The sequence below is a fragment of the Bacillus sp. ISL-77 genome (genome assembly GCF_018613105.1).
In genome coordinates this window covers 80,261-102,735 of sequence record NZ_JAGGQY010000011.1, presented here as the reverse complement: position 1 = coordinate 102,735, position 22,475 = coordinate 80,261, and the positions used below count along the sequence as shown (strand labels likewise).

The 22,475-nt window shown below is 37.1% G+C and carries 26 protein-coding genes; 6 read left to right on the top strand and 20 right to left on the bottom strand.

What is annotated here, in order from left to right; genetic code table 11:
• Positions 1-14: 14 nt before the first annotated feature.
• From J7E77_RS04165 to J7E77_RS04145, 5 genes are all read right to left on the bottom strand, one after another.
• On the bottom strand, positions 15-1,877 hold the full coding sequence (locus J7E77_RS04165; protein ID WP_214712571.1) for a PTS fructose transporter subunit IIABC: 1,863 nt from the start codon (positions 1,875-1,877) through the stop codon (positions 15-17).
• A 13-nt stretch (positions 1,878-1,890) separates the two neighbouring features.
• Complete coding sequence (gene pfkB / locus J7E77_RS04160) at positions 1,891-2,805, bottom strand: 1-phosphofructokinase (RefSeq protein ID WP_214712570.1); 915 nt, start codon at positions 2,803-2,805, stop codon at positions 1,891-1,893.
• Positions 2,802-3,554 (bottom strand): DeoR/GlpR family DNA-binding transcription regulator, encoded by a 753-nt coding sequence (locus tag J7E77_RS04155; protein WP_251026904.1) that lies wholly within the window; start codon positions 3,552-3,554, stop codon positions 2,802-2,804. The genes pfkB and J7E77_RS04155 overlap by 4 nt, the downstream gene beginning before the upstream one ends.
• A gap of 606 nt (positions 3,555-4,160) precedes the next feature.
• A complete protein-coding gene (locus J7E77_RS04150) occupies positions 4,161-4,547 on the bottom strand; it encodes a hypothetical protein (RefSeq protein ID WP_251027989.1) in 387 nt (128 codons plus the stop codon).
• Positions 4,537-5,208, bottom strand: coding sequence for a TorD/DmsD family molecular chaperone (locus J7E77_RS04145; protein WP_214712565.1), 672 nt, complete (start codon positions 5,206-5,208; stop codon positions 4,537-4,539). Before J7E77_RS04145 ends, J7E77_RS04150 begins: the two co-directional genes overlap by 11 nt.
• A 278-nt stretch (positions 5,209-5,486) precedes the next feature.
• On the opposite strand from J7E77_RS04145, the gene J7E77_RS04140 reads away from it, so the two are divergent.
• A complete protein-coding gene (locus J7E77_RS04140) occupies positions 5,487-5,780 on the top strand; it encodes a DUF6509 family protein (protein WP_088090517.1) in 294 nt (97 codons plus the stop codon).
• A 43-nt stretch (positions 5,781-5,823) separates the two neighbouring features.
• Here J7E77_RS04140 and J7E77_RS04135 read toward each other — a convergent pair whose 3' ends face one another.
• The 4 genes from J7E77_RS04135 to ku all read right to left on the bottom strand — a co-directional run bounded on the left by J7E77_RS04135 (position 5,824) and on the right by ku (position 8,657).
• On the bottom strand, positions 5,824-6,027 hold the full coding sequence (locus J7E77_RS04135) for a cold-shock protein (RefSeq protein ID WP_179195903.1): 204 nt from the start codon (positions 6,025-6,027) through the stop codon (positions 5,824-5,826).
• Positions 6,028-6,215: 188 nt separating this feature from the next.
• Positions 6,216-6,416, bottom strand: a complete 201-nt coding sequence (gene cspD / locus J7E77_RS04130; protein WP_214712564.1) for a cold-shock protein — start codon at positions 6,414-6,416, stop codon at positions 6,216-6,218.
• Positions 6,417-6,740: 324 nt separating this feature from the next.
• Entirely contained in the window at positions 6,741-7,706 is a 966-nt protein-coding gene (locus J7E77_RS04125; RefSeq protein WP_214712563.1) for a nucleoside hydrolase, read from the bottom strand.
• Between the two features lie 120 nt (positions 7,707-7,826).
• The gene (gene ku / locus J7E77_RS04120) at positions 7,827-8,657 is read right to left on the bottom strand and encodes a non-homologous end joining protein Ku (RefSeq protein WP_214712562.1); all 831 of its coding nucleotides are present in this window, start codon (positions 8,655-8,657) and stop codon (positions 7,827-7,829) included.
• A gap of 130 nt (positions 8,658-8,787) precedes the next feature.
• On the opposite strand from ku, the gene J7E77_RS04115 reads away from it, so the two are divergent.
• On the top strand, positions 8,788-10,629 hold the full coding sequence (locus J7E77_RS04115) for a DNA ligase D (protein ID WP_214712561.1): 1,842 nt from the start codon (positions 8,788-8,790) through the stop codon (positions 10,627-10,629).
• Positions 10,630-10,636: 7 nt separating this feature from the next.
• Here the strand turns inward: J7E77_RS04115 and dapF are convergent, their stop codons facing one another.
• From dapF to J7E77_RS04095, 4 genes are all read right to left on the bottom strand, one after another.
• A complete protein-coding gene (dapF, locus tag J7E77_RS04110; protein WP_214712560.1) occupies positions 10,637-11,620 on the bottom strand; it encodes a diaminopimelate epimerase in 984 nt (327 codons plus the stop codon).
• A 79-nt stretch (positions 11,621-11,699) separates the two neighbouring features.
• A complete protein-coding gene (locus tag J7E77_RS04105; RefSeq protein WP_214712556.1) occupies positions 11,700-12,476 on the bottom strand; it encodes a hypothetical protein in 777 nt (258 codons plus the stop codon).
• A 113-nt stretch (positions 12,477-12,589) separates the two neighbouring features.
• Positions 12,590-13,444 carry a patatin-like phospholipase family protein gene (locus J7E77_RS04100; protein ID WP_214712555.1) on the bottom strand — a complete coding sequence of 285 codons (855 nt, stop codon included), beginning with the start codon at positions 13,442-13,444 and terminating at the stop codon, positions 12,590-12,592.
• A 228-nt stretch (positions 13,445-13,672) separates the two neighbouring features.
• The gene (locus J7E77_RS04095) at positions 13,673-13,996 is read right to left on the bottom strand and encodes a DUF4870 domain-containing protein (protein ID WP_088088653.1); all 324 of its coding nucleotides are present in this window, start codon (positions 13,994-13,996) and stop codon (positions 13,673-13,675) included.
• 169 nt (positions 13,997-14,165) lie between these two features.
• Between J7E77_RS04095 and J7E77_RS04090 the strand changes: the two genes are divergently transcribed.
• Positions 14,166-15,287 carry an amidohydrolase gene (locus tag J7E77_RS04090; RefSeq protein ID WP_214712553.1) on the top strand — a complete coding sequence of 374 codons (1,122 nt, stop codon included), beginning with the start codon at positions 14,166-14,168 and terminating at the stop codon, positions 15,285-15,287.
• A gap of 309 nt (positions 15,288-15,596) precedes the next feature.
• Positions 15,597-16,157, top strand: coding sequence for a GNAT family N-acetyltransferase (locus J7E77_RS04085; protein WP_214712551.1), 561 nt, complete (start codon positions 15,597-15,599; stop codon positions 16,155-16,157).
• Between the two features lie 61 nt (positions 16,158-16,218).
• Here the strand turns inward: J7E77_RS04085 and J7E77_RS04080 are convergent, their stop codons facing one another.
• Together J7E77_RS04080 and J7E77_RS04075 are read right to left on the bottom strand one after the other, a co-directional pair.
• Positions 16,219-16,377 (bottom strand): hypothetical protein, encoded by a 159-nt coding sequence (locus J7E77_RS04080; RefSeq protein WP_179195904.1) that lies wholly within the window; start codon positions 16,375-16,377, stop codon positions 16,219-16,221.
• Positions 16,378-16,468: 91 nt separating this feature from the next.
• Positions 16,469-17,239, bottom strand: a complete 771-nt coding sequence (locus J7E77_RS04075) for an SDR family oxidoreductase (protein WP_214712550.1) — start codon at positions 17,237-17,239, stop codon at positions 16,469-16,471.
• A 183-nt stretch (positions 17,240-17,422) separates the two neighbouring features.
• Between J7E77_RS04075 and J7E77_RS04070 the strand changes: the two genes are divergently transcribed.
• A complete protein-coding gene (locus J7E77_RS04070; RefSeq protein WP_308160392.1) occupies positions 17,423-17,908 on the top strand; it encodes an Hsp20/alpha crystallin family protein in 486 nt (161 codons plus the stop codon).
• Between the two features lie 44 nt (positions 17,909-17,952).
• Here J7E77_RS04070 and J7E77_RS04065 read toward each other — a convergent pair whose 3' ends face one another.
• Both J7E77_RS04065 and J7E77_RS04060 read right to left on the bottom strand, forming a co-directional pair.
• Positions 17,953-18,411, bottom strand: coding sequence for a FixH family protein (locus J7E77_RS04065; RefSeq protein WP_214712548.1), 459 nt, complete (start codon positions 18,409-18,411; stop codon positions 17,953-17,955).
• A gap of 12 nt (positions 18,412-18,423) precedes the next feature.
• Positions 18,424-18,702, bottom strand: a complete 279-nt coding sequence (locus J7E77_RS04060; protein ID WP_214712546.1) for a hypothetical protein — start codon at positions 18,700-18,702, stop codon at positions 18,424-18,426.
• A gap of 99 nt (positions 18,703-18,801) precedes the next feature.
• Here J7E77_RS04060 and J7E77_RS04055 point away from each other — a divergent pair, with 99 nt between their 5' ends.
• Positions 18,802-19,047, top strand: coding sequence for a DNA alkylation repair protein (locus J7E77_RS04055; RefSeq protein ID WP_168244799.1), 246 nt, complete (start codon positions 18,802-18,804; stop codon positions 19,045-19,047).
• Between the two features lie 62 nt (positions 19,048-19,109).
• On the opposite strand, the gene J7E77_RS04050 is transcribed toward J7E77_RS04055, so the two are convergent.
• The 3 genes from J7E77_RS04050 to J7E77_RS04040 all read right to left on the bottom strand — a co-directional run bounded on the left by J7E77_RS04050 (position 19,110) and on the right by J7E77_RS04040 (position 22,392).
• Positions 19,110-19,931: a hypothetical protein gene (locus tag J7E77_RS04050; protein ID WP_214712545.1), complete on the bottom strand. Its 822-nt coding sequence runs from the start codon at positions 19,929-19,931 to the stop codon at positions 19,110-19,112.
• Between the two features lie 86 nt (positions 19,932-20,017).
• On the bottom strand, positions 20,018-20,932 hold the full coding sequence (locus tag J7E77_RS04045; RefSeq protein ID WP_214712543.1) for a CobW family GTP-binding protein: 915 nt from the start codon (positions 20,930-20,932) through the stop codon (positions 20,018-20,020).
• A 77-nt stretch (positions 20,933-21,009) separates the two neighbouring features.
• The gene (locus tag J7E77_RS04040) at positions 21,010-22,392 is read right to left on the bottom strand and encodes a lmo1851 family serine protease (protein ID WP_251026915.1); all 1,383 of its coding nucleotides are present in this window, start codon (positions 22,390-22,392) and stop codon (positions 21,010-21,012) included.
• Positions 22,393-22,475 lie beyond the last annotated feature (83 nt).

Below are 22,475 nucleotides of genomic sequence, written 5' to 3'. Positions count from 1 at the left end.
CTTTCATTTTGTAATTATTTCACTGGTTTTTTTAAGAAACCGATTAATAGTGCTGATACAACTGATCCAACTAAAATAGCTAGTGCGTAAAGAAGGGCTCCATTTTCAACCAATGGGACTACAAATATTCCACCGTGTGGTGCGCGGAGACCAATTCCGAACGACATTGACAGTGCACCTGCGATAGCTGAACCAGCCATAACGGAAGGAATGACACGCAATGGGTCAGCTGCAGCAAAAGGGATCGCCCCTTCGGTAATGAAGGATAATCCCATTACATAACATGCTTTACCAGCATCTCTGTCTTGGTCATTAAATTTATTTTTGAAGAATGTCGTTGCAAGAGCAATTGCTAGCGGCGGTACCATACCTGCAGCCATAATCGCTGCCATTGGCTCATAAACACCACTCGCTAATAAACCTGTTCCAAATACATAGGCAGCCTTGTTAACTGGCCCCCCCATATCAAACGACATCATAAGACCTAGCACAATACCTAATAAAACTGCATTACCTGTCCCAAGACCTGTCAACCAATCAGCAATTGTTCCATTTAACCATGCAACTGGTTTATTCACTACATAAAGCATGATGAATCCTGTGATGGCAATTCCAAAAAGAGGGTACAGTAAGATACTCTTAATACCTTCTAAAGATCTAGGCAGTCCGGCAAATACTTTTTTCAGAAGAAGGACAACATAACCTGCGAGAAAACCAGCAACTAAACCGCCAAGGAAGCCTGCTCCGCCACTTGCCGCCATCATACCGCCAACCATACCTGGAGCAAAACCTGGACGATCTGCAATACTTAGAGCAATAAACCCTGCTAAAACAGGAACAATGAGTCCAAATGCGTTTCCGCCGCCAATCGTCATTAATGCTTCTGAGATCTGGTTATAGGATGGATCATCAGGCTTAAATGAGTTATAACCAAACATAAAGCAAATCGCAATAAGAATTCCACCGCCGACAACAAATGGAAGCATATTAGAAACACCATTCATTAGGTGCTTATAAAAGCCTGTACGTGACCCTTTTTGATCAGATCCCTTTTCACTTTGTCCGCCATTTCCTCGAAAAATAGGTGCATCCTGCTTTAGCGCTTTGTCAATTAATTGTTCTGGGCGACGAATTCCTTCTGCTACTGCTGCTTGGATGACATGCTTGCCGTTGAATCGTTCCATTTCCACATTGATATCTGCAGCAATAATGACTGCTGTTGCATTTTCAATTTCTTCCTTGGTCAAAATATTTTTTGCGCCGCCAGAACCATTGGTTTCAACCTTTATATCTACACCCATTTCAGATGCTTTTGCTTTTAAGGAGTCGGCGGCCATATAGGTATGTGCAATACCAGTTGGACATCCTGTAACAGCAACAATTGAATTCTTTTTACTTATTGTAACTGTTTCTTGTTTTTCCTCTTTATCATTTCGGTTAATGGTGTCAATGATTTCTTCAGGAGTGGTTGCCTTTAGAAGATCGTATCGAACTTCCGCTTTCATTAACAAACCAGAGAGTCGAGCTAATGCTTCTAAATGTGTATTATTCGCACCATCTGGAGCAGCAATCATAAAAAATAGATGTGCCGGTTTACCGTCCAATGATTCATAATTAACACCTGCAGCTGATTTACCAAAGACAATAGCGGCTTCTTTCACTACTTTTGTTTTAGCATGCGGGATTGCGATCCCATCCCCAATTCCAGTTGTACTTTGCTCTTCACGCTTTAGAATCGCTGCTTTAAATTCATCACGGTCGGATATTTTCCCCGCATTAAAAAGTACATCAACCAGCTGATTAATCGTGGCTTCTTTTTCATTGCCTTCAATATTTAATAGAATCGTATTCTTTGATAACAATTCAGTAATTTTCATGGTTTTCTCTCCCTTAACGAATCTCTTTTATATGAACTTGTGGAAGGAGTTCTTCTACTTTTTCCTTGGTACATAAACCTAGTGAAAAGGCTGTTGCACTTCCTGACGCTACACTGTAACGAAAAGCTTCTTCAATATTTCTGGTCCGCACATAGGTAGCCAGGAAACCTGCGACCATTGAGTCCCCAGCACCAACTGAATTTTTCACTTCCCCTTTTGGAACCTCCGCCAAAAGTGTTTTTCCGTTAGTAATCAGGATCGCTCCAGCACCTGCAAGCGAAACTATAACATTTTTTGCCCCCATTTCCACGAGCTTTTTGCCATATGGGATGACTTCAGCAGGGCTTGTAATGGTGGTATCAAATAATTCCCCAAGTTCATGATGATTCGGTTTGATTAAAAATGGCTGATAAGCAAGAACCTTTTTTAATAAATCACCTTCAGCATCAACAACAAATTCTGCTCCACTTTCACTGCAAATTTTCACTAATTCCTCATAGGTTGTTTTAGGTAAGCTAGAAGGGATACTTCCAGCTAGGACTAATAGATCATCTGCTCCTAATTGGTGAATTTTTTGTTTAAGAAGTTTGAAGTTTTGTTCTGAAATATTTGGACCCTTGGCATTAATTTCTGACTCTTGACCGGTTTTAAGCTTTATATTGATTCGAGTATCTTCATCAACCTGAACAAAGTCTGTATCAATTTTTTCATCATGAAGATATCGCTCAATATAAGCACCAGTAAATCCACCAATAAATCCAAGTGCCTTACTTTTGGTACCAAATTGGTTTAATACCGTTGAGACATTTATCCCTTTTCCACCAGGAAACTTCGCCTCATTTACAGTTCGATTTAATTCTCCTAGCTCAAAGCTCTCTAATTTGACTATATAGTCCACTGAAGGGTTTAAAGTTAATGTGTATATCATGATGTCACTACCTTTATTGTTGTTCTATTTACATATTGCTTCTGTGTTTCGTCATCTACATCATTAGTGATAATAGTTGCTTCATGGATATCAACAATTTTGGCAAACGAGATTTCAGAAAACTTTGTATTATCTGCTAAAACATAGTTCTCTCTTGAAAGAGAAATTGCTTTTTGCTTCACCATTGCTTCCTCCTGGTCTGGAGTTGTAAATCCAAATTGTGGATGGATGCCATTAACACCTATGAAACATTTATCAAAACGGTAGAGGTCTAAACCGGCTAATGCTCCCCTTCCGATGAAAGCATTTGTATTCGGCTTCGCCAAACCGCCAATTAAATAAGTCGAAATGCCTTTATCTAATAATGGCTTTAAATGCATTAATCCATTCGTGACAACAACGATCTCCTTTAATGGCAGGAATTCAATCATTTCAATCACAGTGGACCCAGCATCAAGATAAATACAATCACCTTCCTCCACTAAATTCGCTGCAAATTGAGCAACCAATCGTTTTTCTTGAAGGTTTTTGGAGGATTTCTCAATCATACTTGGCTCTTGAAGTTTCCCCTGTAATCTTGAGGCACCTCCATGGATCCTCTTAAGAAATTTTTGGTCTTCTAGCAAAGAGAGGTCTCTGCGAATTGTTGACTCCGAAGACTCGGTTAACTCCATAATTTCATTAATTTTAATAACATTCTTATCTTTTAACAATTGTAGTATGATTCGATGACGTTCTGGTGTTAACAAGTCATCACCACCTATTTTTTTATTCTTCTTAAGTACATAATACTGAAAACGATTGCAAAAATCAATCATTTTCTTTCAAAATCATTCATAAATTGAATGATTTTGAACGTTATTTGAATTTTTCTACAATACATAATATATCAACTTAAAAAACAAAACTTTTCTGCTCTATAATATTTATGTATCATTTTGAAATATTGCTGGTGTGGTTTAATGGTAGAATGTCAGCTTCCCAAGCTGACGGCGGGGGTTCGAATCTCATCTTCTCCTCCATACATATTCTTTCAAAAAACTCGATGTTTTATCGTGTTTATATTAATATAAAAACCGCCAGAAATAATTTCTGGCGGTTTTTGCATGTTCCTTATTGATAAGGACTTAACCATTCAGGGTCCCTATTAATACATAGAGGACATTTTTCCCTTGCAAACTGAAAGGTAGAAAAGGACTGCCCACAATCTATGCATTTTTTTGTATGAAGAGGTTCGCCTGTATCCCTTATTTTCTTTATTTCTGGTATTATTTGAATTGCATTTTCTAAACAAATATTGGAACAATCTGTACAGTTTACACACTTTTCGCTTTTAATTTGTAAAAATGAGTCTTTTAAACTAAACACTTTTTGCAACATAATGAAAGGTCGGGATCATATAACATGTTTCGGTAATTTCTCCCCCTGACACATGCCCTAAGTGGCGGTGTTGATAAATCGCCGTTTTCTTGCGTATCAGTACTTACCCGAACGACCATTCCATCCTTGACATGGGCTTTAATGACACAGCGACCTCCACAATTATTAATACTGCATGTTGAAACAATTTTCTCAGTACCTTTGGCACTCACTGTTTTTGTCTCTTCTTTACGATCAATGAGCATCTTTGTTCCAATTCCTCCGGCAAGAACAGGAATTCCAATTGCCCCGGACCATTTCAAAAAAGTTCGCCGCTGCATTTTATTGGATAAAAGATCCTTCAAATTATTCTTATCTGACATCGGGTAATGCCTCCTTTACTTCTTGTAAAGTAGTCAAATCAAAAGTTAATAAGTCTTCGAGAAGCATGGCTGCCCCCAGGTATAACTGGCTATTTGTATGTTCAATAATTCGTTTACAAAAATAGGGAACCCATATGGTTAAATGTTTTTCAAGAAAGTGTATCTGACGTGAAATTAATTCAACAATTCTATCAGTCATAGTTTCTTGTAAACTTAAATCGGCAAGAAAAAGCATAAATTCCAATTCGAGTAAAAGGTGATCATCAGGCTCATTATTCTCGTTTTTATATTGTAGTCCAAAGAGATGGTATTGCTCCCTGATTTGATAGTTCCATTCCTCAAATAGCAATTGCTCTCTGCTCCGATAATAAGACTCCCACGGTGGCGCTACCAGCTGCCCTGGTCCAATAAAAAGGCGTTGATATTCTTCATACTCCCTGTTGATTTGCTCATCCGTCATGTGGTCAAAAAAGTTCCAAAGTATTTTTCCACCATCATGAATTTCTTCTAATTCCCGTAAGTTACCATTGTTTCGTATTTCAAATAATAACTCGCCATTAGAAGGCACCAAAAATAGCAAATGGAGGAGCTGATAATATTTTTTCCTTGATAAGAAAAATGGCTGTAACTGAATATGTATTCGCACTGTCGTTGTTGTCATCTATTCTCCCTCCTTGATTGTGAAACATTTCACATGTTTATTTATAACCTGTCGCCCACTTTTCCTATAGCACATTTGTTTTTTACAGTTATATCTTACCTTATTCCTGCAATATAATAATCCCATTTATGGAATAATTCACATTTATTTCAAAATGGTTTGAAATTATTATGTAAAATTAACACTATTCGAGAAAAATATTAATAACAATGCTACTTCTAGTTTTTCTTGTTGATTTAAATATGTGTATAATAATTAGGATGAATAATTTGAAGAGGATGATACACTTGAACATTACTGGACACTCAGTTGAAAAATTGGAAGATCCATTCGGTTTATTATCAGGTGACCGATATGAGTTTTTCTTAGATCTTGATGTAGATGAAGAGGATGAGCTTTATTCGGATAAAGGGATTGGCCTAAGGGCCATTTTCGTCAGCGACGAAAATGGTGACAAAATAACCAACTTTTATCTTTATGAACAAGGGAGCGAAAAGGTGCTTGACTTTGATCTAGAAGAAGATGAAGAAGAACTGGTCCTTGCCTATTGTAAAGATAACGCAAAAGAATAATAAAAAGGCAGGGAGAAATGAAACCTCCCTGCTGACAATTTGATCACATAAAATTCTTACTATGATTGTGAATTACTTGCAATTCTTTAGTACTTTCAGTCATTTCACTTTTGCAGATCGGACATAGTGGCACATCAGTGCTTTTAAAATTGTCGCGAATCCAGCATTTACAAGTCTCTGAACTACATACCCAAATTTTAGTTTCTTCTAATTTGATTTCCTCATCATTTTTTCTACCAAACGCCAAAACGATCACCCCTTGTAATTAGTGCATGACTGTTTTTAAATACTTAGTTTGCTAGCTAAATAATATGGAAAATATCAAATACATCATTTAGCAGTATCCTGTTGACTTTTAAACTATTCTAATTGTGTATAAATCATATATATAAAAGGTGATGCTTAATCATGGTGCATCACCTTTTTTTAAAAGAATTAAACTGTTTGAACGTTAGAAGCTTGTGGTCCGCGAGCGCCTTCAACGATTTCAAAAGAAACTGATTGGCCCTCTTCTAAAGTTTTGAAGCCTTCTGATTGGATAGCTGAGAAGTGTACGAATACATCTTGACCGCCTTCAGCTTCAATAAATCCAAATCCTTTTTCTGCATTAAACCATTTAACTTTACCGTTGTTCATGGAAAAACCCCCAAAATATAGTTCACTTTTAATTTATCCTACATTTAAAAAAATAAAAAAGACGCACTAACACGTTTGGGCAATAGACATCACCCACTTTTTCGTGCAGTTACGACTACTTAAACCAATAAATATTTAACTAACTTAAAAGCGTACCTTTATTTTAACTCATTTCGGCTATTCAGTCAACAAAATTTCAAAAACTAGGAAATTCAGTGAATATATATCAGTTAAAAATATAATAGTTTCCTATCACTCACCAGCAATCAGATTTTTTACGTTGCGGTGAATTGTATTCCAAGAGCAATGAACCCCAAATTGAGTTCATAGCTCTTTATTGAAATTATCTTGTAAAAATATTTCCATGAAATTGACAGTAAATTTCTGTAGATCCGCTTCCATGCCAATGTAATCAAGAGTATTAACCGGTTCTTTATCAGGTTTTGGCCGGAAATCTGCAATACTTTTGCCTTTGGCATTACCAAATTCCTCTACTCTTACTCTTCTCGGGATATATTTTACGAAATCCGGTTCCGTTAATGCCATTAACGGGACCACATCATGTAGTGGTGCACCCTTAATTCCCGGCACATTCTTCTGATAGGCTTTATAGTAATAATCAAAGGCTGGTTTTAATAATGGTTTAAAGGGTGTCGGGCTGTTTTTGCTAAGGAAGTCAATAATATCAGGAGTTATGATTGCTTTATTTGTTATGTTTAAAGGAAAAAGATGAATATTATGAGCTTTTTCCATAACGGTATCTGCCGCAATTGGATCCACATAAAAATTCGCCTCAGCTTCAGCAGAAATATTTCCAGGGACCAAAAAAGCCCCTCCCATAATATAAAATGAGTTTACTCCCTTTAATGCGTCATTCCCATATAAGATAAACATCAATGCTAACTCAGTCAATCTTCCGACAGAAACAATCACAAGGTTTCCTTTATATTGAGTAACAATTTCAAGAATTTTGTTAATATCATAAACTTTTACATTCTGGATCGTATCTGGAGGCTTGATTGGTCCTAATCCCTCTTTGCCATGTATCTCTGGGTAAAACACTATTGATTCACCTGATATTGGTCCTGCTGCACCCGCTATGATTGGAATATCTGCTCTCCCACCTAAAGTTAACAGGTAAGCTGTATTCTTAACCGATTTTTCTTTCGGTGTATTTCCATAACCACTGACAATACCAACTAGGTTTATTTTCGGATTAAGTAAGGCATACATGATCGCAAACGAATCATCGATACCAGGATCAGCAATCATGAGCACATTATAAGCCATAGCCTCTCCTCCATTTTTCCAATTTTCTATATTTATTAAAATTATGCAAAGAAAATGGTTGAAAGAACATGAATAACCGACCCGAGAGAATTCGAATCGGTCGTTAGCAAATTTCTTAGATTATGCTTCCTTTTTGATTCTTGTTGCTGCTTTCTTTCTAGGAGCTGCGGCTTTTTTGGGTTTTGTGCGATCAATTGATGCCTGTAATGCTGCCATTAAGTCAGTGACATTTGACGCTACTTCCTTCGTTGCCGCTGATACAGTTTCTTGTCCACTTCTTTTAGACTCAATCAATTCCAACAATGCAGTCCGGTATTCATCAGTGTATTTTTCCGGCTCAAAATCTGTTGTTAATTGATCAATCAGTAAGATAGCAGTGTCTAATTCTCTTTTCGTCACTTTGTCTTCTGAAGGTACACTAGGTACATCACCGGCTTTACGAACTTCATCAGGATAATGAATTGTTTCCATGACTAAGACATTTTCATATACACGTATAACGGCTAATTGCTCCTTTGATCGAATGATGATTTTGGCAAGTCCAACTTTTTGAGACTCCATCAAGGCCTTTCGAAGCAAGGAATAGGCTTTTCCGCCCCCCTCACTGGGAGACATATAGTAGCTTCTATCATAATAGATCGGATCAATTTGTTCCATTTTTACAAAATCAATAATTTCGACCGCTTTCTCTTCGTTTTCTTTTCTTAACTTTTCGAGTTCTTCATTATCAAGAACAACAAATTTCCCTTTTGTATATTCATATGCCTTAACGATATCCTCCGGCTTCACTTCTTCTTCACAAACAGAACAAACCTTTTCATATTTAATCGGGGCATGACATTTGTTATGCAGGGTTCGAAGCTTTATATCTTTATCTTCTGTCGCCGTATGGAGCTTGATTGGAATGTTTACAAGTCCAAAGCTAATACTGCCCTTCCACATCGTATGCATCGTTTAATTCTCCAATCTTTTTGTTATTATTGTACGTCACCAAAACAATCACATTCCTAAAAACATATGGAAAAGGATGAATTCGACGATAATTAAACAAAATAAACTAAAAAAGAAGGGAGTTTTTAAGATGAAACCGATGCTGCCAAGTCTTACATTTGATCTACCAGTTCATCCTGATTGGTTCTATGAAGTTAAATATGATGGATTTCGCGCTATTTTGGAATGGGATTCACAAGGAATTAAACTGACCAGCAGAAACGGAAAGTCACTTCTCTCCCAATTTCCAGAAATAAAGGAATTTTTGTTAAAACATGAAAAACAATTCAAACCCTACATACCTCTTCAATTAGATGGGGAGCTCGTTTCATTAGAAAACACGCATAAAGCTAATTTCTCAATGATTCAAGTCCGAGGCCGATTAAAATCGGAACGAAAAATTAACGAACAAGCTAGCAAGTCTCCATGCCGCTTGATGGTATTTGATGTGCTTGTGATGACCGGAAAAGCATTACATTCCCTTGTTTTCCATAAACGGAAGAAGGAACTCATCAAACTGTTTCAAAAAATCGGATTGGAATTGGAGGCTGACCCCTATGATGAACAATTACTTCAGCTTGTCCAGGCTCATGATGATTTTGATTTGTTATGGGAAAAGGTTGTTTTAAATGATGGGGAAGGAATTATTGCTAAACACAAGAATAGTCTGTGGGAAGAAGGAAAACGTTCCTTACAATGGTTGAAATATAAAAATTGGAAATATGTAAGCTGTTTTATTAATGCTTATGATAAAACAAATGGTTATTTTTACGTAAGTGTCTATAAGGAAAATAAGATCCATCCTATCGGCCAGGTACTTTTCGGCTTTAAACCGGAGGAAAAACAAGCTTTGCAACAGACAATTAAACAAAATATGCTCCGTGAAGATGCACAAATGATTATTGTTGAACCTGCCATTTGTATAGAAGTAAAATATTTAGAACTCTATGAAAATCAGCTGCGTGAGCCCCATTTTGATCGGTTTCGCTTTGATTTAGAACCATCCCTATGTACATACGATCGTTTTATTTTCGCACAAAAGAACCTGCCAGAAGACTTAGATATTACCCATCCTGATAAACCTCTTTGGGAAAAACTTTCCATACGGAAAGCCGATTATATCCTGTACTTACGAGAAATATCACCGTATATGCTGCCATTATTAAAAGACCGCTTATTAACAGTCATCCGCTTTCCACACGGGATGTTCGGAGAAGCATTTTATCAAAAAAACTGTCCAGATTATGCTCCTGAATTTGTGCAGACACATTCAGCCGAGGGGATTGACTATATTCTTTGCAATAATCTAAAAACACTCGTTTGGCTTGGTAACCAATTAGCGATTGAGTTCCACGTGCCATTTCAAACCATTCATAGCAAGGGACCCAGTGAAATTGTCTTTGATTTAGACCCGCCTTCCATCGGCCACTTTCAATTGGCGATAAAAGCAGCACTTCTAATCAAAGAAGTCCTCGATCAATTAAATTTAATAGGTTTCATAAAAACCTCTGGGAACAAGGGGCTGCAAATTTACATCCCGCTACCCGAAAATGAATATTCTTACGATGATACCAGGTTATTTACAAGCTTTGTCGCTGAGTATTTAATTTCCAAGGATCCTGACTCCTTCACGATTGAGAGGATGAAAAAAAAGCGGGGGAACAGGCTATACGTTGACTATGTGCAACATAGCGAAGGAAAAACGATTGTTGCACCCTATTCGATGCGAGGAAACGAACATGCAGGTGTTGCCACCCCCCTTTATTGGGAGGAAGTAAATGAAAAGCTCGAGCTAGTATCGTTTAACATGGAAAATGCGATCAAGCGAGTTCGCCAGCAAGGTGATCCCTTTTCAAATTACTTTCAAACAAAATCAATCCAGGCGTTTGCACCTGTCTTAGAGATCCTAAAAAAAGGTACCAAAAAAGGATAGGAGAGCCCTATCCTTTTATTCGGTCTTCGAGATACCTTTTTGCTTCTGATTGTAACTTCTCATAAGAAGTCTGTTCCATCAATTCCGTTTTCGAAGTGACAGTAAACGCTCCTTGCTCGAGATCAACATTGACTGTCGCATTATAAAGATAGGTAGCATTTCCGATCAAGTCAATTGTGTATTTCCCCTCGCTTTCGTGGACTACACACTGGACTCTTCCACCATTATTATAAACATTAACAACTTTTTCGAACTCATTTAATTCTTGTAAACAAGTGACTAGCGTGGAGGCAGACATTGCAGTACCACAGGCATTCGTAAAACCAACACCACGTTCAAAGGTTCTAACATAAATTGAACCAGGTTGCAAGTGTTTAACAAAACTTACATTGACGCCGTCAGGAAACAAATCATTGGGACCATTCACCTTTTCACTAAGTTGTTTTTGGAGGTCACCTTTGAGTTGTTCCGCTTCAACAATGGCGATTAAATGCGGATTCGGTACTGCAAGAGCTGTGAACTTTAAATCCCCTGAAAGTTTTTCAATTCTTTCATTATAAAGAGTTGGTTTATTTAAATTTAATGGAAGAGCTTTTAATTCAAACAGGACCGGTGAAATTTCCACTTGGTAGGTGTTGATATCTTGTAAAAGGTCGTTTTGTTTGCTTACCTTCAGATTTGCTTTCATCGTTTCAATCACAGCGCTATTTCGCCCTTGATGTTCGCAAACATATCTAGCCACAAGACGAAGTCCATTTCCACACATTGAAGCTTCCGACCCGTCAGAGTTAAATACACGCATTCTACCATCTGCATTTTCGCTTTGCATAACGAAAAGAATCCCATCAGCACCTAAATCGGATTGACGGTTACACAATAACTTCGCGAGGTCCGCTCGTTCACTTTCCGTAAAAGCATATCCATTCGATTTTTCGTCGATTATTAGAAAGTCATTTCCCGAACCATGGCCTTTAATTAAATTGATTTGCATCGTAAAACCCCCACAAAATTGATAAACATGTTTTATTTATCATATCACTCAATGTTCATGAGGGAAACTGTCGATACTTCTATCTTTCGATAAAATATTCGTTAACTATAAATGACATTCGGAGAAGCTTGTCCTCCTCTGATAAAGTCTCCCTTAGTGAAAGGACTGGTGTATTAGGTTCTGGAAACAGTGGACTCCATTCAACCGGCATCCATCCCCTGCGAAGCCGTCCGTCCGGAAGGTCATTTTTGTTTATTACTTGCTCATCCATAAAAGTATATGACCCTTCTACAGCACCTATAAACCTGCCTTTCGAATCTAGTAATTCCTTCTTATTTGTTCTCCAATCTAGTTTCCTTTTTTCAAAGCAGCCTAAATAATGCCTTTTATGGTCAAATACCTCAATCTTTTTGCCATTAACCTTAAAATATCCGATGGCATCGTTATCTAAATTATAGAGAGCATAAATTTTCGTAATCCTAAGCTTCTTTAAGCCCTGGTTATGAAACCTTTTAATCATCCCTGCTAGATGCCCGTCAGGAAAATAGAGTAGAAGGCGTGGGGAGTTTGTGTTCAGAAATAAGACAAGTAAATGTCGTGTTTCAAATAAAGACTCCCCAATGCGCTTTGAATTTGCCATATTTCTGTCAATGGATATCGACTGCCTTATTCTAAAAAGATAGATTTGAAAACAAATCAAGCTATAAATCAGGAAAGGTATAGTTAATATCATTATTTCTTTGTTTTTAATAATAGAAAGATTGCCAGCAACTATCATAACAGCTGGAATCAGAGCAGCAATACTACCATTTAAGTTCAAATGAGCCGTATCCCGGTAATATTCATTTATTTTCATCTAGAAAACTCCTTATCAATTCCTCTAGTCTTAGTTTATTTACTATTCGTCTAAAAAATGATAGGAGATTTCGATTATAGAACAAAAAAGAAGGGACTAGTTGGTCCCTTCTCTTAATCCTTAATATAGTTAATTATCGAAGACATTGCCGACCTCGCATCCTTGTAGCCTTGATTGTATAGTTCTTCTAATCTTTGCGGGTTCCGTTCCATTCTACCGACCTTCAATGGCTGTGTGGGGCGGATAATCAAAACATTTCCTTTTTTCTCTTCCTTTTCTAGGTATTCGACTGTTTCATTATAAATTTCGTATCGGTTTCTGAGTGACTGTTGCAAACCCTTATATTCTGGATACTTACGATCAACAAGAAAATGAAATTTCGATGGCTTTTTCAAATAACCTTGATTTCTGGTTAAGATGACAATATTTTTTAAAAATCCATCCTGCTGTGCTTTCTTGATTGGGATAGGGTCGCTAATACCACCATCAAGTAATATTTTATCTTTAAAACGTACTTCAGGTGCAATAAACGGTAACGAACTGGAGGCACGCAACACAGTTAAAAGGTCATTTCCGTATTCTTGTTTTTTAAAATAAACAGGTTCTCCTGTGTGACAATCGGTCGTTCCAACGACAAATTCAGAAGGACTATTATAAAATATATCATAATGATATGGAACATGTTTATTTGGAATTTCATCAAAAATAAAATCCATGCCAAAAAATTGCCGATTTCGAAAATAATTTCTCCATGAAATGTATCTTGGGTCAGAAGCATATTCAATCGTAACGGTTTTATTTCTCCCTTTTTGCTCCGACAAATAAGAGGCAGCATTACATGCACCTGCAGAAACCCCTATTACATAAGGAAAAAATAACTGAGATTCTAAAAAGTATTCAAGGATGCCAGCAGTATACACCCCACGCATTCCTCCACCTTCTAGTACCAAACCGACTTGATTTTCCATGTTGCTTCTCCCTTTCATTGATAACATTAACCGTGATAGTTAATTGTCATTATAGTCCTTCTCTATTCATTTACAAAATGATATGACTTTGTTAAGAGGCTAGCTCTTGGATAAATAAGAAACAGGTAGTCCGCCTGTTTGGTTTCTTCTAAATAACTTTATTTTACATTTGGCCCAAAAAATCCTTTAAAACCCGACAATTTTTTTTGCCGGGTCCATTTCTCAAGATTATTTAATTAGCCTAAAAATTAACGGAAATCGATATTCATTTCCTTCAAAGGCTTTGATTGCTGCAATAATGGTGAATACAAAGAGCATTACGCCTAATATCGCTAGTGCTACAAAACCAATTAAGATGAGTGTTAATAATCCGCTAACAAAAAAGTAAACTGTATAGGAAATCAAAAAGTTAAAGTATTCCCTGCCGTGATAATCAATGAATGATGACTCATCCTTTTTTATTAACCAGATAACTAGCGGTGCGATTACTGGGAAAAATATACTTAACACATAAATACCAGCAGCAAACAACCTTTCATCTTGATTAACCATTTTCTATTCCCCCATTGGAATATATTTTTTACATTCATTAATATTTACGCCAATGGTTTTAAAAGGTTTCGTATCATTGAAAAAATTTATAGGATCAAACTTCTCCCTAGGCACGTAAATTGGTAAAATTAATAAAATAACTATTATCAACGTGCAGAAAGGTTTTATTATGACAAAAATACTTTTAAAAAACGCAACGGTATATCCAATTTCATCAGAACCAATCCATCACTGTGATGTCCTAATTGAAGCAGGGAAAATTAAAAAATTAGGCAAAAATTTAACGACAGACTTAAAAGTAGAAATAATCGATTGTGAGGATTTATTTCTTTTACCGGGCTTTATTGATGTTCATACTCACTTAGGTCTTTATGATGAAGGAACTGGCTGGGCTGGGAATGATGCAAATGAAACAGTCGAAGCCCTCACGCCCCATATTCGGGCAATTGATGGTGTTTATCCATTGGACCCAGCGTTCTCTGATGCCGTCAAAAGCGGCATTACAACTGTCCATGTCATGCCGGGAAGCGCCAACGTCATTGGCGGTACAACTTCAGTCATTAAAACTACTGGTAAAAATATAAAAAAAATGATTATCCAAGAAGTTTCAGGCTTAAAAATAGCCTTAGGGGAAAATCCAAAAAGAATTCATAGCCATGGGAATAATGATTCCATTACACGGATGGGGATTATGGGGATGCTAAGAGAAGCCTTCTACAAAGCCATCCATGCGGATAATCCCGAGGAGCCTAGAATTACTCCTATCGTGAAGGCCTTAAAAAGAGAAATTCCCGTAAGAATTCATGCTCATCGTGCGGACGATATTATTTCAGCGCTTCGTTTTGCAGAAGAGTTTAATCTGGATTTACGTATTGAGCACTGTACTGAAGGGCATTTAATAGCCAGTGAATTATCTGGAATGGGTTTAAAGGTTTCTGTAGGACCTACATTGACACGAAGGTCCAAGGTAGAATTAAAAAATAAAACATGGAAAACCTATCAAGAACTGACGAATCATGGTGTTGAAGTATCAATTATTACCGACCATCCTTATACACCAATTCAATACTTAAATATTTGTGCGAGCCTTGCTGTTCGAGAAGGATTATCCGAGAAAAAAGCACTAGAAGGAATCACCATATTACCAGCCAAAAATTTAAAAATAGACAATACCGTCGGAAGTATCGAAGAGGGTAAGGACGCAGATTTAGTGCTTTGGAGCCATCACCCATTCCATTACTTAGCAAAGCCAAAGTGGACGATGATTGGCGGTGAAATGATCTATCAATAAAGATAGATTAATGTTGAAAATTGGTAAAAAATATTATCGAAAAATACACAAAAAACCTATTTATTTTTTGGCTTTTTTCTTGTATTATACTGTAAGTGAAATGTTTTAGACCTGAATACTTTGGGGGTTTACGAACACAATTTGTTAACAAAAAAATGATATAGGGAAGGCAAATGGTGCGCCACCAGTTTTACTGGTCCTAGTGGGTTCGATTCCCACCCCGAAATTTTTTAGTAATTTTATAAAAAATTTCGAGGGTGGGCCGCTTCTTTTGACATGGGATCGGAATGCCCTAATGGAGGGATTTTCATGCTTAAAAAACGTGATCTTCATGACAGCCACACATTGTACGAATTAATGACGCACCCTGATGTCTTCCCTTTTGTACGCCAAAAAGCTGATTCTTATGAAGAATTTTTATTTATGACAAAACAAACCATAGAATCCGAAGAACGCGGTGAATTAATTTCACGGACCATTCTCGATGAATGGGGAGTGCCTATCGGAACAATTAATCTATTTGATATTGAGGACAACGCTGGTTTTTTAGGAACATGGCTTGGCAAGCCCTACCATGGCAAGGGGTATAATAGCCCGGCTAAGGATGCCTTTTTTCAAGAACTTTTTTATGAAACGGGAATTGAGACAGTTTTTATGCGCATCCGCAAGGTTAATATTCGCTCAATAAAAGCTGCTGAAAAACTTCCTTATGTAATAAAAGCAAATGAAAGTAGAAAATCTATTTATGAGCAATTAAACGCAAATGGTGAAGTATATGATTTATATGAGATTCCAAAGGATCAATACACCTTTTACCTTATGCGAAACGGTGCTGTTCAATCAGACGATTCACAATTGCTGGAGGCATAAAAAAAACAATCGGCCCTCGCCGATTGTTTTTATTTAGTTTTCAAGGAAAGAAATCTTCTTATTATTCCGTTAAATTTTGTTCCATGCTTTCGTTTACGTCATTAAGACCCATTTGGAGCAAAAATTCATCTAATTCCTCATTCGTCAATGTTTCAAAGCGGCCATCATGAAAAAATACTTGGGTTTGATTAGGGTTAATTCTGTTCATGTTAAAACTCATTTTCTTTGCTCCTTTCATAGATGATTATTTTCTATTGTCCACAAAAGAAGCTGTTTTCATTCCTGAAAATCAAATAGTTCAAAAAATTATACTAATTCTTAAGTACTTTACCTAATACGTCAAGTCCACCTGTGACAGGTATTATACTCCCAGTAATTAAATCGGATTTTTCATCCGTAAGGAAGGCAATTACTCTGGCAATATCTTCTCCTGTTCCTTGCCTTCCAATGGGGCGATCACCCATTGCTGCTATAGCATCCCCGATATTACTATCTTTCCATTCATTTATTATATCACCCGGACAAACCATATTAGCGGTTATCCCATGTTCTGCTTCTTCAATTGCAATTGTCCTTGTAAGTGACGCTACTCCTGTCTTCGCTGCAGCAAACGCAGAACGAAATATCCAACCTGGTGCGGTTTCGACTCGGTCATATCCGATTGTAATAATTCTTCCCCATTTTTGGTTTCGCATCGAAGGAATAATAAGTTTTGACAAATAAAATACAGCACTTAAGTTCCCTTGTAATATATAGTTCCATTCATCGAAGGAATAGTCTGTCAGCTTCTTTCTTTCATGTATGTATGGACCTGCATTATGAACTAAAACATCCACGGTTGAAAATTCAGCAAGGGATTCATCGACAATTCGGATACAATCCTCCATGTTCGAGACATCACCTTGAATCGCAATGTTATGCGTTCCATAATATTTAGTCAATTGGTTTGCTAAAGAAATAGCTTCTGCTTTACTATTACGATAGTTAATGACTAACTGATACCCATTTTCCGCGAGATATAAAGCAGTTTTTTTGCCAATACCAGAAGCTCCCCCCGTAATCAAAGCCGTTTTCTTTTTCACAAATCATTACCTCTCAATGTTTAGAATTTCTCTCTTAACTATATGTTAAAAAGAAACAATTATTTATGCAAATTTTAGTTCCATCTCTATAGTGAAAACTTGTTCCTCTGTAAAGGATGTAAGTTTTAATAACGAATGGGCAAATATTGGCATAGGATAAGATAGCTACAAAAGGTGGAAAGGATGAGACCATTGTTCCCTTGGGATAAATTTCCTTTTGATAACGATATGAAGGATAAGATAACAAAAATGAAGCCTGAAGAAATCAATAACTATGTTCAGGATATTATGGGGAAAATCATGCCCGCTAACATGAAAGGTGTGATGAACCCTCAAGAGATGTTTAAGGGTTTCCAATCGTCGGTATCCCCGCAGGAGCCAACGAGGAGTATATTGAATTCAACGGCCTTTGAGACCCATGATTTTGTGTATATTAGAATTCCAATCAAAAAAGAGGAATGGGTTAAACAGCTCCGTATTTTTCATACATCTAATCAACTAATTGTTGAGCATATTCCACAACATGAAGATAAACACACGATCATCCTTCCTGCAATTGTAAAAAAGAAGGGGGCAACTGCTACCTTCAAGGATCATATGCTTGAGGTGAAAATCCCTAAAAATGTTGATATGCAGTTTTCTCAAATTGATGTTACTGAAATTTCATGAACGTCATTAGAGTAAAGGACAGCCAATTTTTCTGTCCCTTAAATTTAATGACTTTCATCTTTCATCTTCATTCCATCCATGGAGTTTTTGGTGTTGGGATCCTCAGGTGCACTTGGGGTCCCAATGGTAAATTCTTTTTTAGGCATATTATGCATATCTCTTGCTGTAACGTGAGAAATGATATAATAAGTACCTTCTTGTGAGAAGGATCTTTCTAAGCGATATATTCCTTTTTCAGCATGCTTAATTTCTACCTTTTCATGCTTGTCATCCTTTGAACGCCAGATCTCAAAAATAACCTCAGCATCCTTCACTTGATCATTCCCCTGAGTAACCTTCGCTTCAAATGTAATCGGTTGATTCATTTTGCCTGGGTCCGGGTTAATGGATAACTCTACTTCTACCATTTGCGGTAGATTATCGGCTTGTTCTTTTTTATTACTGCACGAAATAACAATACTTAAACATAGAACAGTCACCAAAAAAACGAAAAGCTTTTTCAAGGTTCCTCTCTCCTAACATAATTCTTCCATTACTTCATTATGAATTTTAATTAACAATAGCTTGGCTTCTAGAGAAATCGTAGAATTAATCACTCTTTTGATTGCAGAATAGTATTTCTCATACATGTTTTTCCGGATCCTCGGGTGTGAGTTTTCATCTTGAAGCTCCCTTTTTATCGCTTCGACTAGGGTCACTTCACTACCTTTTCCTTCAGTTTCTAGTATACGATTATTCCAAATCTGCCGATATTCCTCTAGTAATTCATCGAAGGACACTCTTTCTTTCGACAAACAATCCCTCCCCTTTTATGTCTTCACTTGCATTGTTACATATTTACTAACACTATTGCAAAAAATACAATTTAACAAGTCAAAGAAAGGAGAAACCTTATGTCTACCCCTTATAAATGTCCAAATTGCAAAACGAATCGAAGCCGCTTTAATGTTATTCAACAAGTTTCCCAATCTGTTAAACTTGACCCTCAATCGGGAGCAGTAATCCGAGAGTATGGTGAAAATGATTTAGAACCCTTCCACCTCCCTTACAATGGACCAGAATTTCGAGTCCAATGCGGTGCCTGTGGTTTAATTGAGGATGAACGTACGTTTATCAAATTTGGCGAACAGCCGATATAATCTTCTTTACAAAAAAACATCCTAATTATTGGGTTGTCCAGTAATTAGGATGTTTTTTTTGTTTAGTGAAGATTATTTTCTTTTAGAAAATCCTTTGAATCCACTTTCCAAGCATCAATTGGTGAAAATCTTACCAGATGAATATCCCCTCTAAAGGATTGCCCGCCCCTGTTTTTTATAAACCAATCAATTTCGATGGGGACATCTAAACTAATTTCCTCGGTTAAATCCTCTGCTGGCAAAAGCTCCATTCGAGCAATTCTAACACTTTCTACATTCCCTAAAATCGGCTTCCAGTTTATTTTTTGTAAAGAAGCTTGGGAAGTAATCCGAACATCCTGCTGCTTCAATCCTGCAACATAGGCATTTATGACCTCATAGGGATTCGCCTTTCCTAAATACTGATTTAATTTGCCAGAAGCCTTCAAAACCATGAGCATATGTGATAAGTCCATTGAGTTGGTGCGATGAGTGGTACTCCCATAAAAATGAATACAAAAGTGACCTGGAAAGCTATTCGCTAATGCTCCAGCACCATGCGGCATTCCATGCATCGAGCCCGCTATCCATTGATCATTATGAATAACAATAATAGCTCGGCGTTTCCAACTCCATTTACCCCCGTATATTCTTTTCATTACCTTCGTGTCTTTTGTGGTTAATGGCTGTACATCCGCATGGTGGCTTCCCGCTCGTCGTTGCACCTTGAACTTTCTTCCCGTTTCCACGTCCATTACCGTAAATTTTGTGTACTTTGGCAGGATTTGATTAACTTCTTTCCAATTTAACATCTCAATTTTATAGCTGATTGTTGATGCTGCTTTTACCCCTTGGCCATTTAGGAGGATAAGAATTAACATTAAAAAAATGACTACCCTCTTCATCGTATCCTCCTTTTACAAAAAACTTTGCTACATTAAAAGAGTTACCTGAAGAGGAAATTATCATTCATTCAATCATGGTATTTTTCTTACTTTTCAAGATTTTCTAATTGTGTTTCAATCCCATTCCAATTTATACCTTCACCAATAAACACAAGGTTTAATCGCATATTCATGTCTTCTTTTAGATAAATCGGCATGCCATAAGAAAACTGAAATAAAAAAGGCAGGTCCGAATGATCAAACTTAACATAGCCCTTTATACGGTAAATTGTATCTGGTAATCGTTTTAAGAAATTCTCAAATTCAGCATGGCTAATGGCAGTTTTAAATTGATAAACAAATGTCGTTAAATTTATAGTTACTCGTTGTGACTCTTTCTTTTCCTTTTCAAAGGATACAGAAAGCTTTCTCAGCTGTTCAGTTGGCACCTGTGAATAATTAGTAAGAAGGCATCTTGCATTTGAATTAATGGATTGAATCTCGAATATTATCTTTGCTTGCTCATTCTCTTTTAATTCATTCATTTTGTTGATAATAATGAAGTCAGCATGCCTTACTTGCTCAAGGATCAATTGCTGAAGCTGGGGACTTAAGGATTTTCTTTCCATCCATCTCTTGCCATCGACTGTTGTTAGGATCCCTTTAATCAATAATTTATCTGCAAACAATGGGGAAAGGATCGCATCCAAAACCTCCACAGGATGGGCAGCACCGGTTGTTTCGATATAGATCACTTCTGGTTTTTCATCTAATAATAATCCTTGCAACTGGGCTTCAAGTTTGTCTTGGATGGAGCAGCAAATACATCCTCCTAACAATTCTTTTAAGGAAACATCCTCACCCTCAACTGCATCAGAGTCTATCGAGACCTTACCTAATTCATTCATCATGACAGCTGTTTTTCTTCCTAACCTTTGTTCATCTTCTAACAATCGTTTTAAAAGGGTGGTTTTCCCGCTTCCCAAAAATCCTGATAAAATATAAACCTCAGCTTTTTTCATCCTCAATTTCCTTTCAATGGTATTAATTGTACTCTAAAAAAATGACCCAACTCCGGGGAGTCGGGTTACTTTTTTTATTATTTCATTGTTCCCTTTAATACTTTAATCGCCTCTTGCATTTGTGTATCACTTGTTTTTATTTTGTCCCTTAATAACTCCATTAGTTTCATGGTGGAATCACCTTTTAAAATACCATTGACTGGGAGTTTTTGAGCTTTTTGGAAGGCAGTAACGGCATCTTGTGTCTTTTGATCGAAAAATCCATCTGTCCGACCTGGATCATACCCAATCGCTTTGAGCATTTTTTGGGCAGTTTGTACTTCCGTAGATGATGTAGATAGTTTCAGTTCCTTATCGGGATTAATAATTGTTAGAGTTGCATATTCAGGCAGGGCTACTGCTACATCAGGATTTATCCCCTTTTTATGAATCCAATTCCCGTTTGGTGTCAACCATTTCGCCGTGGTGAATTTAAGATTTGAGCCATCCTTGAAGTCTGAAGCAGTCTGGACTGTTCCCTTACCAAAAGACTTCTCTCCGACTAGCTTAACACCAGCAGATTCTTTTACAGCTGCAGCAAGAATTTCTGACGCACTGGCACTACCTTTATCAATTAAAACAACCAAAGGAAGATTTGGGTTCCCTTCATTTTGCGAAGGATATTCCTTAATCTTTCCCTTTCGGTCTTCTACTTTTAAAATAAGTTTCCCTTTTGGAACGAACATGCTCGAAATCGAGATGGCTTGGTCCAATAAACCTCCTGGATTTTGTCGCAAGTCTAATACTAGACCCTTCATTCCTTTCTTATTCAAGTCATTCAAGGTCTCAACTAGTTCCTTAGACGTATTACTGGAAAAGCTCGTAATTTGAACTTTAGCAACCCCGTCTCCAACCATTTCACCGTAAACAGTTTCAATTGGTATCTCATCACGGATAATTGGCACAGTCATTGGAGCTGCTGTACCAGGGCGTTGGACAGACAACTCAACCTTTGTACCCTTTTTCCCACGAATCAGCGTTACTGCTTGAGTAGAATTCATCCCTTGGAGGCTTTTTCCATTCACGGACATAATCATGTCATTTGGTTTTAAACCAGCTTTTTCTGCAGGAGATCCTTTTATTGGAGACACAATCACGATGTGCCCATCCTTTTCCTGAATTTCAGCGCCAATCCCTTCAAAAGATGAAGAAATGCTGCCATGAAAGCTTTCTGCTTCTTCATTACTCATATAGTCTGAATAGGGATCATCCAGCGACTCCACCATCCCATTTATTGCACCATTAATGACCTTTTTTTGATCAATATCCTTAAAATAACCACTTTTCAATGTATCATATGCTTCATAAAGTTTATCAAATTCTGGTCTTTCTGTTCCAACTGTAACGACCTTATCTTCTCCAAATGCTAGGGCAAACGTTGTAATTCCTGCAGATAGAAACACAACCATAAACAACAGCATGATAAAATGGAATTTTTTTAAACGTATGTGTCCTGATTTGTTTGCTGATCCTTGCTCTTGTTCAACGTTTGCTTCTTCCGCTT

Coding starts and splice junctions, on each gene's coding strand:
- J7E77_RS04165 (WP_214712571.1), bottom strand. CDS start 1,877: ATGAAAATTACTGAATTGTTATCAAAGAATACGATTCTATTAAATATT.
- J7E77_RS04095 (WP_088088653.1), bottom strand. CDS start 13,996: ATGGTTAATCAAGATGAAAGGTTGTTTGCTGCTGGTATTTATGTGTTA.
- J7E77_RS04105 (WP_214712556.1), bottom strand. CDS start 12,476: ATGAAAATAAATGAATATTACCGGGATACGGCTCATTTGAACTTAAAT.
- J7E77_RS04045 (WP_214712543.1), bottom strand. CDS start 20,932: ATGAAAAAAGCTGAGGTTTATATTTTATCAGGATTTTTGGGAAGCGGG.
- J7E77_RS04085 (WP_214712551.1), top strand. CDS start 15,597: ATGCTTAAAAAACGTGATCTTCATGACAGCCACACATTGTACGAATTA.
- J7E77_RS04040 (WP_251026915.1), bottom strand. CDS start 22,392: ATGCTGTTGTTTATGGTTGTGTTTCTATCTGCAGGAATTACAACGTTT.
- J7E77_RS04050 (WP_214712545.1), bottom strand. CDS start 19,931: ATGAAGAGGGTAGTCATTTTTTTAATGTTAATTCTTATCCTCCTAAAT.
- ku (WP_214712562.1), bottom strand. CDS start 8,657: ATGCATACGATGTGGAAGGGCAGTATTAGCTTTGGACTTGTAAACATT.
- cspD (WP_214712564.1), bottom strand. CDS start 6,416: ATGAACAACGGTAAAGTTAAATGGTTTAATGCAGAAAAAGGATTTGGA.
- dapF (WP_214712560.1), bottom strand. CDS start 11,620: ATGCAAATCAATTTAATTAAAGGCCATGGTTCGGGAAATGACTTTCTA.
- J7E77_RS04115 (WP_214712561.1), top strand. CDS start 8,788: ATGAAACCGATGCTGCCAAGTCTTACATTTGATCTACCAGTTCATCCT.
- J7E77_RS04100 (WP_214712555.1), bottom strand. CDS start 13,444: ATGGAAAATCAAGTCGGTTTGGTACTAGAAGGTGGAGGAATGCGTGGG.
- pfkB (WP_214712570.1), bottom strand. CDS start 2,805: ATGATATACACATTAACTTTAAACCCTTCAGTGGACTATATAGTCAAA.
- J7E77_RS04055 (WP_168244799.1), top strand. CDS start 18,802: ATGTCTACCCCTTATAAATGTCCAAATTGCAAAACGAATCGAAGCCGC.
- J7E77_RS04090 (WP_214712553.1), top strand. CDS start 14,166: ATGACAAAAATACTTTTAAAAAACGCAACGGTATATCCAATTTCATCA.
- J7E77_RS04070 (WP_308160392.1), top strand. CDS start 17,423: ATGAGACCATTGTTCCCTTGGGATAAATTTCCTTTTGATAACGATATG.
- J7E77_RS04080 (WP_179195904.1), bottom strand. CDS start 16,377: ATGAGTTTTAACATGAACAGAATTAACCCTAATCAAACCCAAGTATTT.
- J7E77_RS04140 (WP_088090517.1), top strand. CDS start 5,487: ATGATACACTTGAACATTACTGGACACTCAGTTGAAAAATTGGAAGAT.
- J7E77_RS04150 (WP_251027989.1), bottom strand. CDS start 4,547: ATGTCAGATAAGAATAATTTGAAGGATCTTTTATCCAATAAAATGCAG.
- J7E77_RS04125 (WP_214712563.1), bottom strand. CDS start 7,706: ATGGCTTATAATGTGCTCATGATTGCTGATCCTGGTATCGATGATTCG.
- J7E77_RS04145 (WP_214712565.1), bottom strand. CDS start 5,208: ATGACAACAACGACAGTGCGAATACATATTCAGTTACAGCCATTTTTC.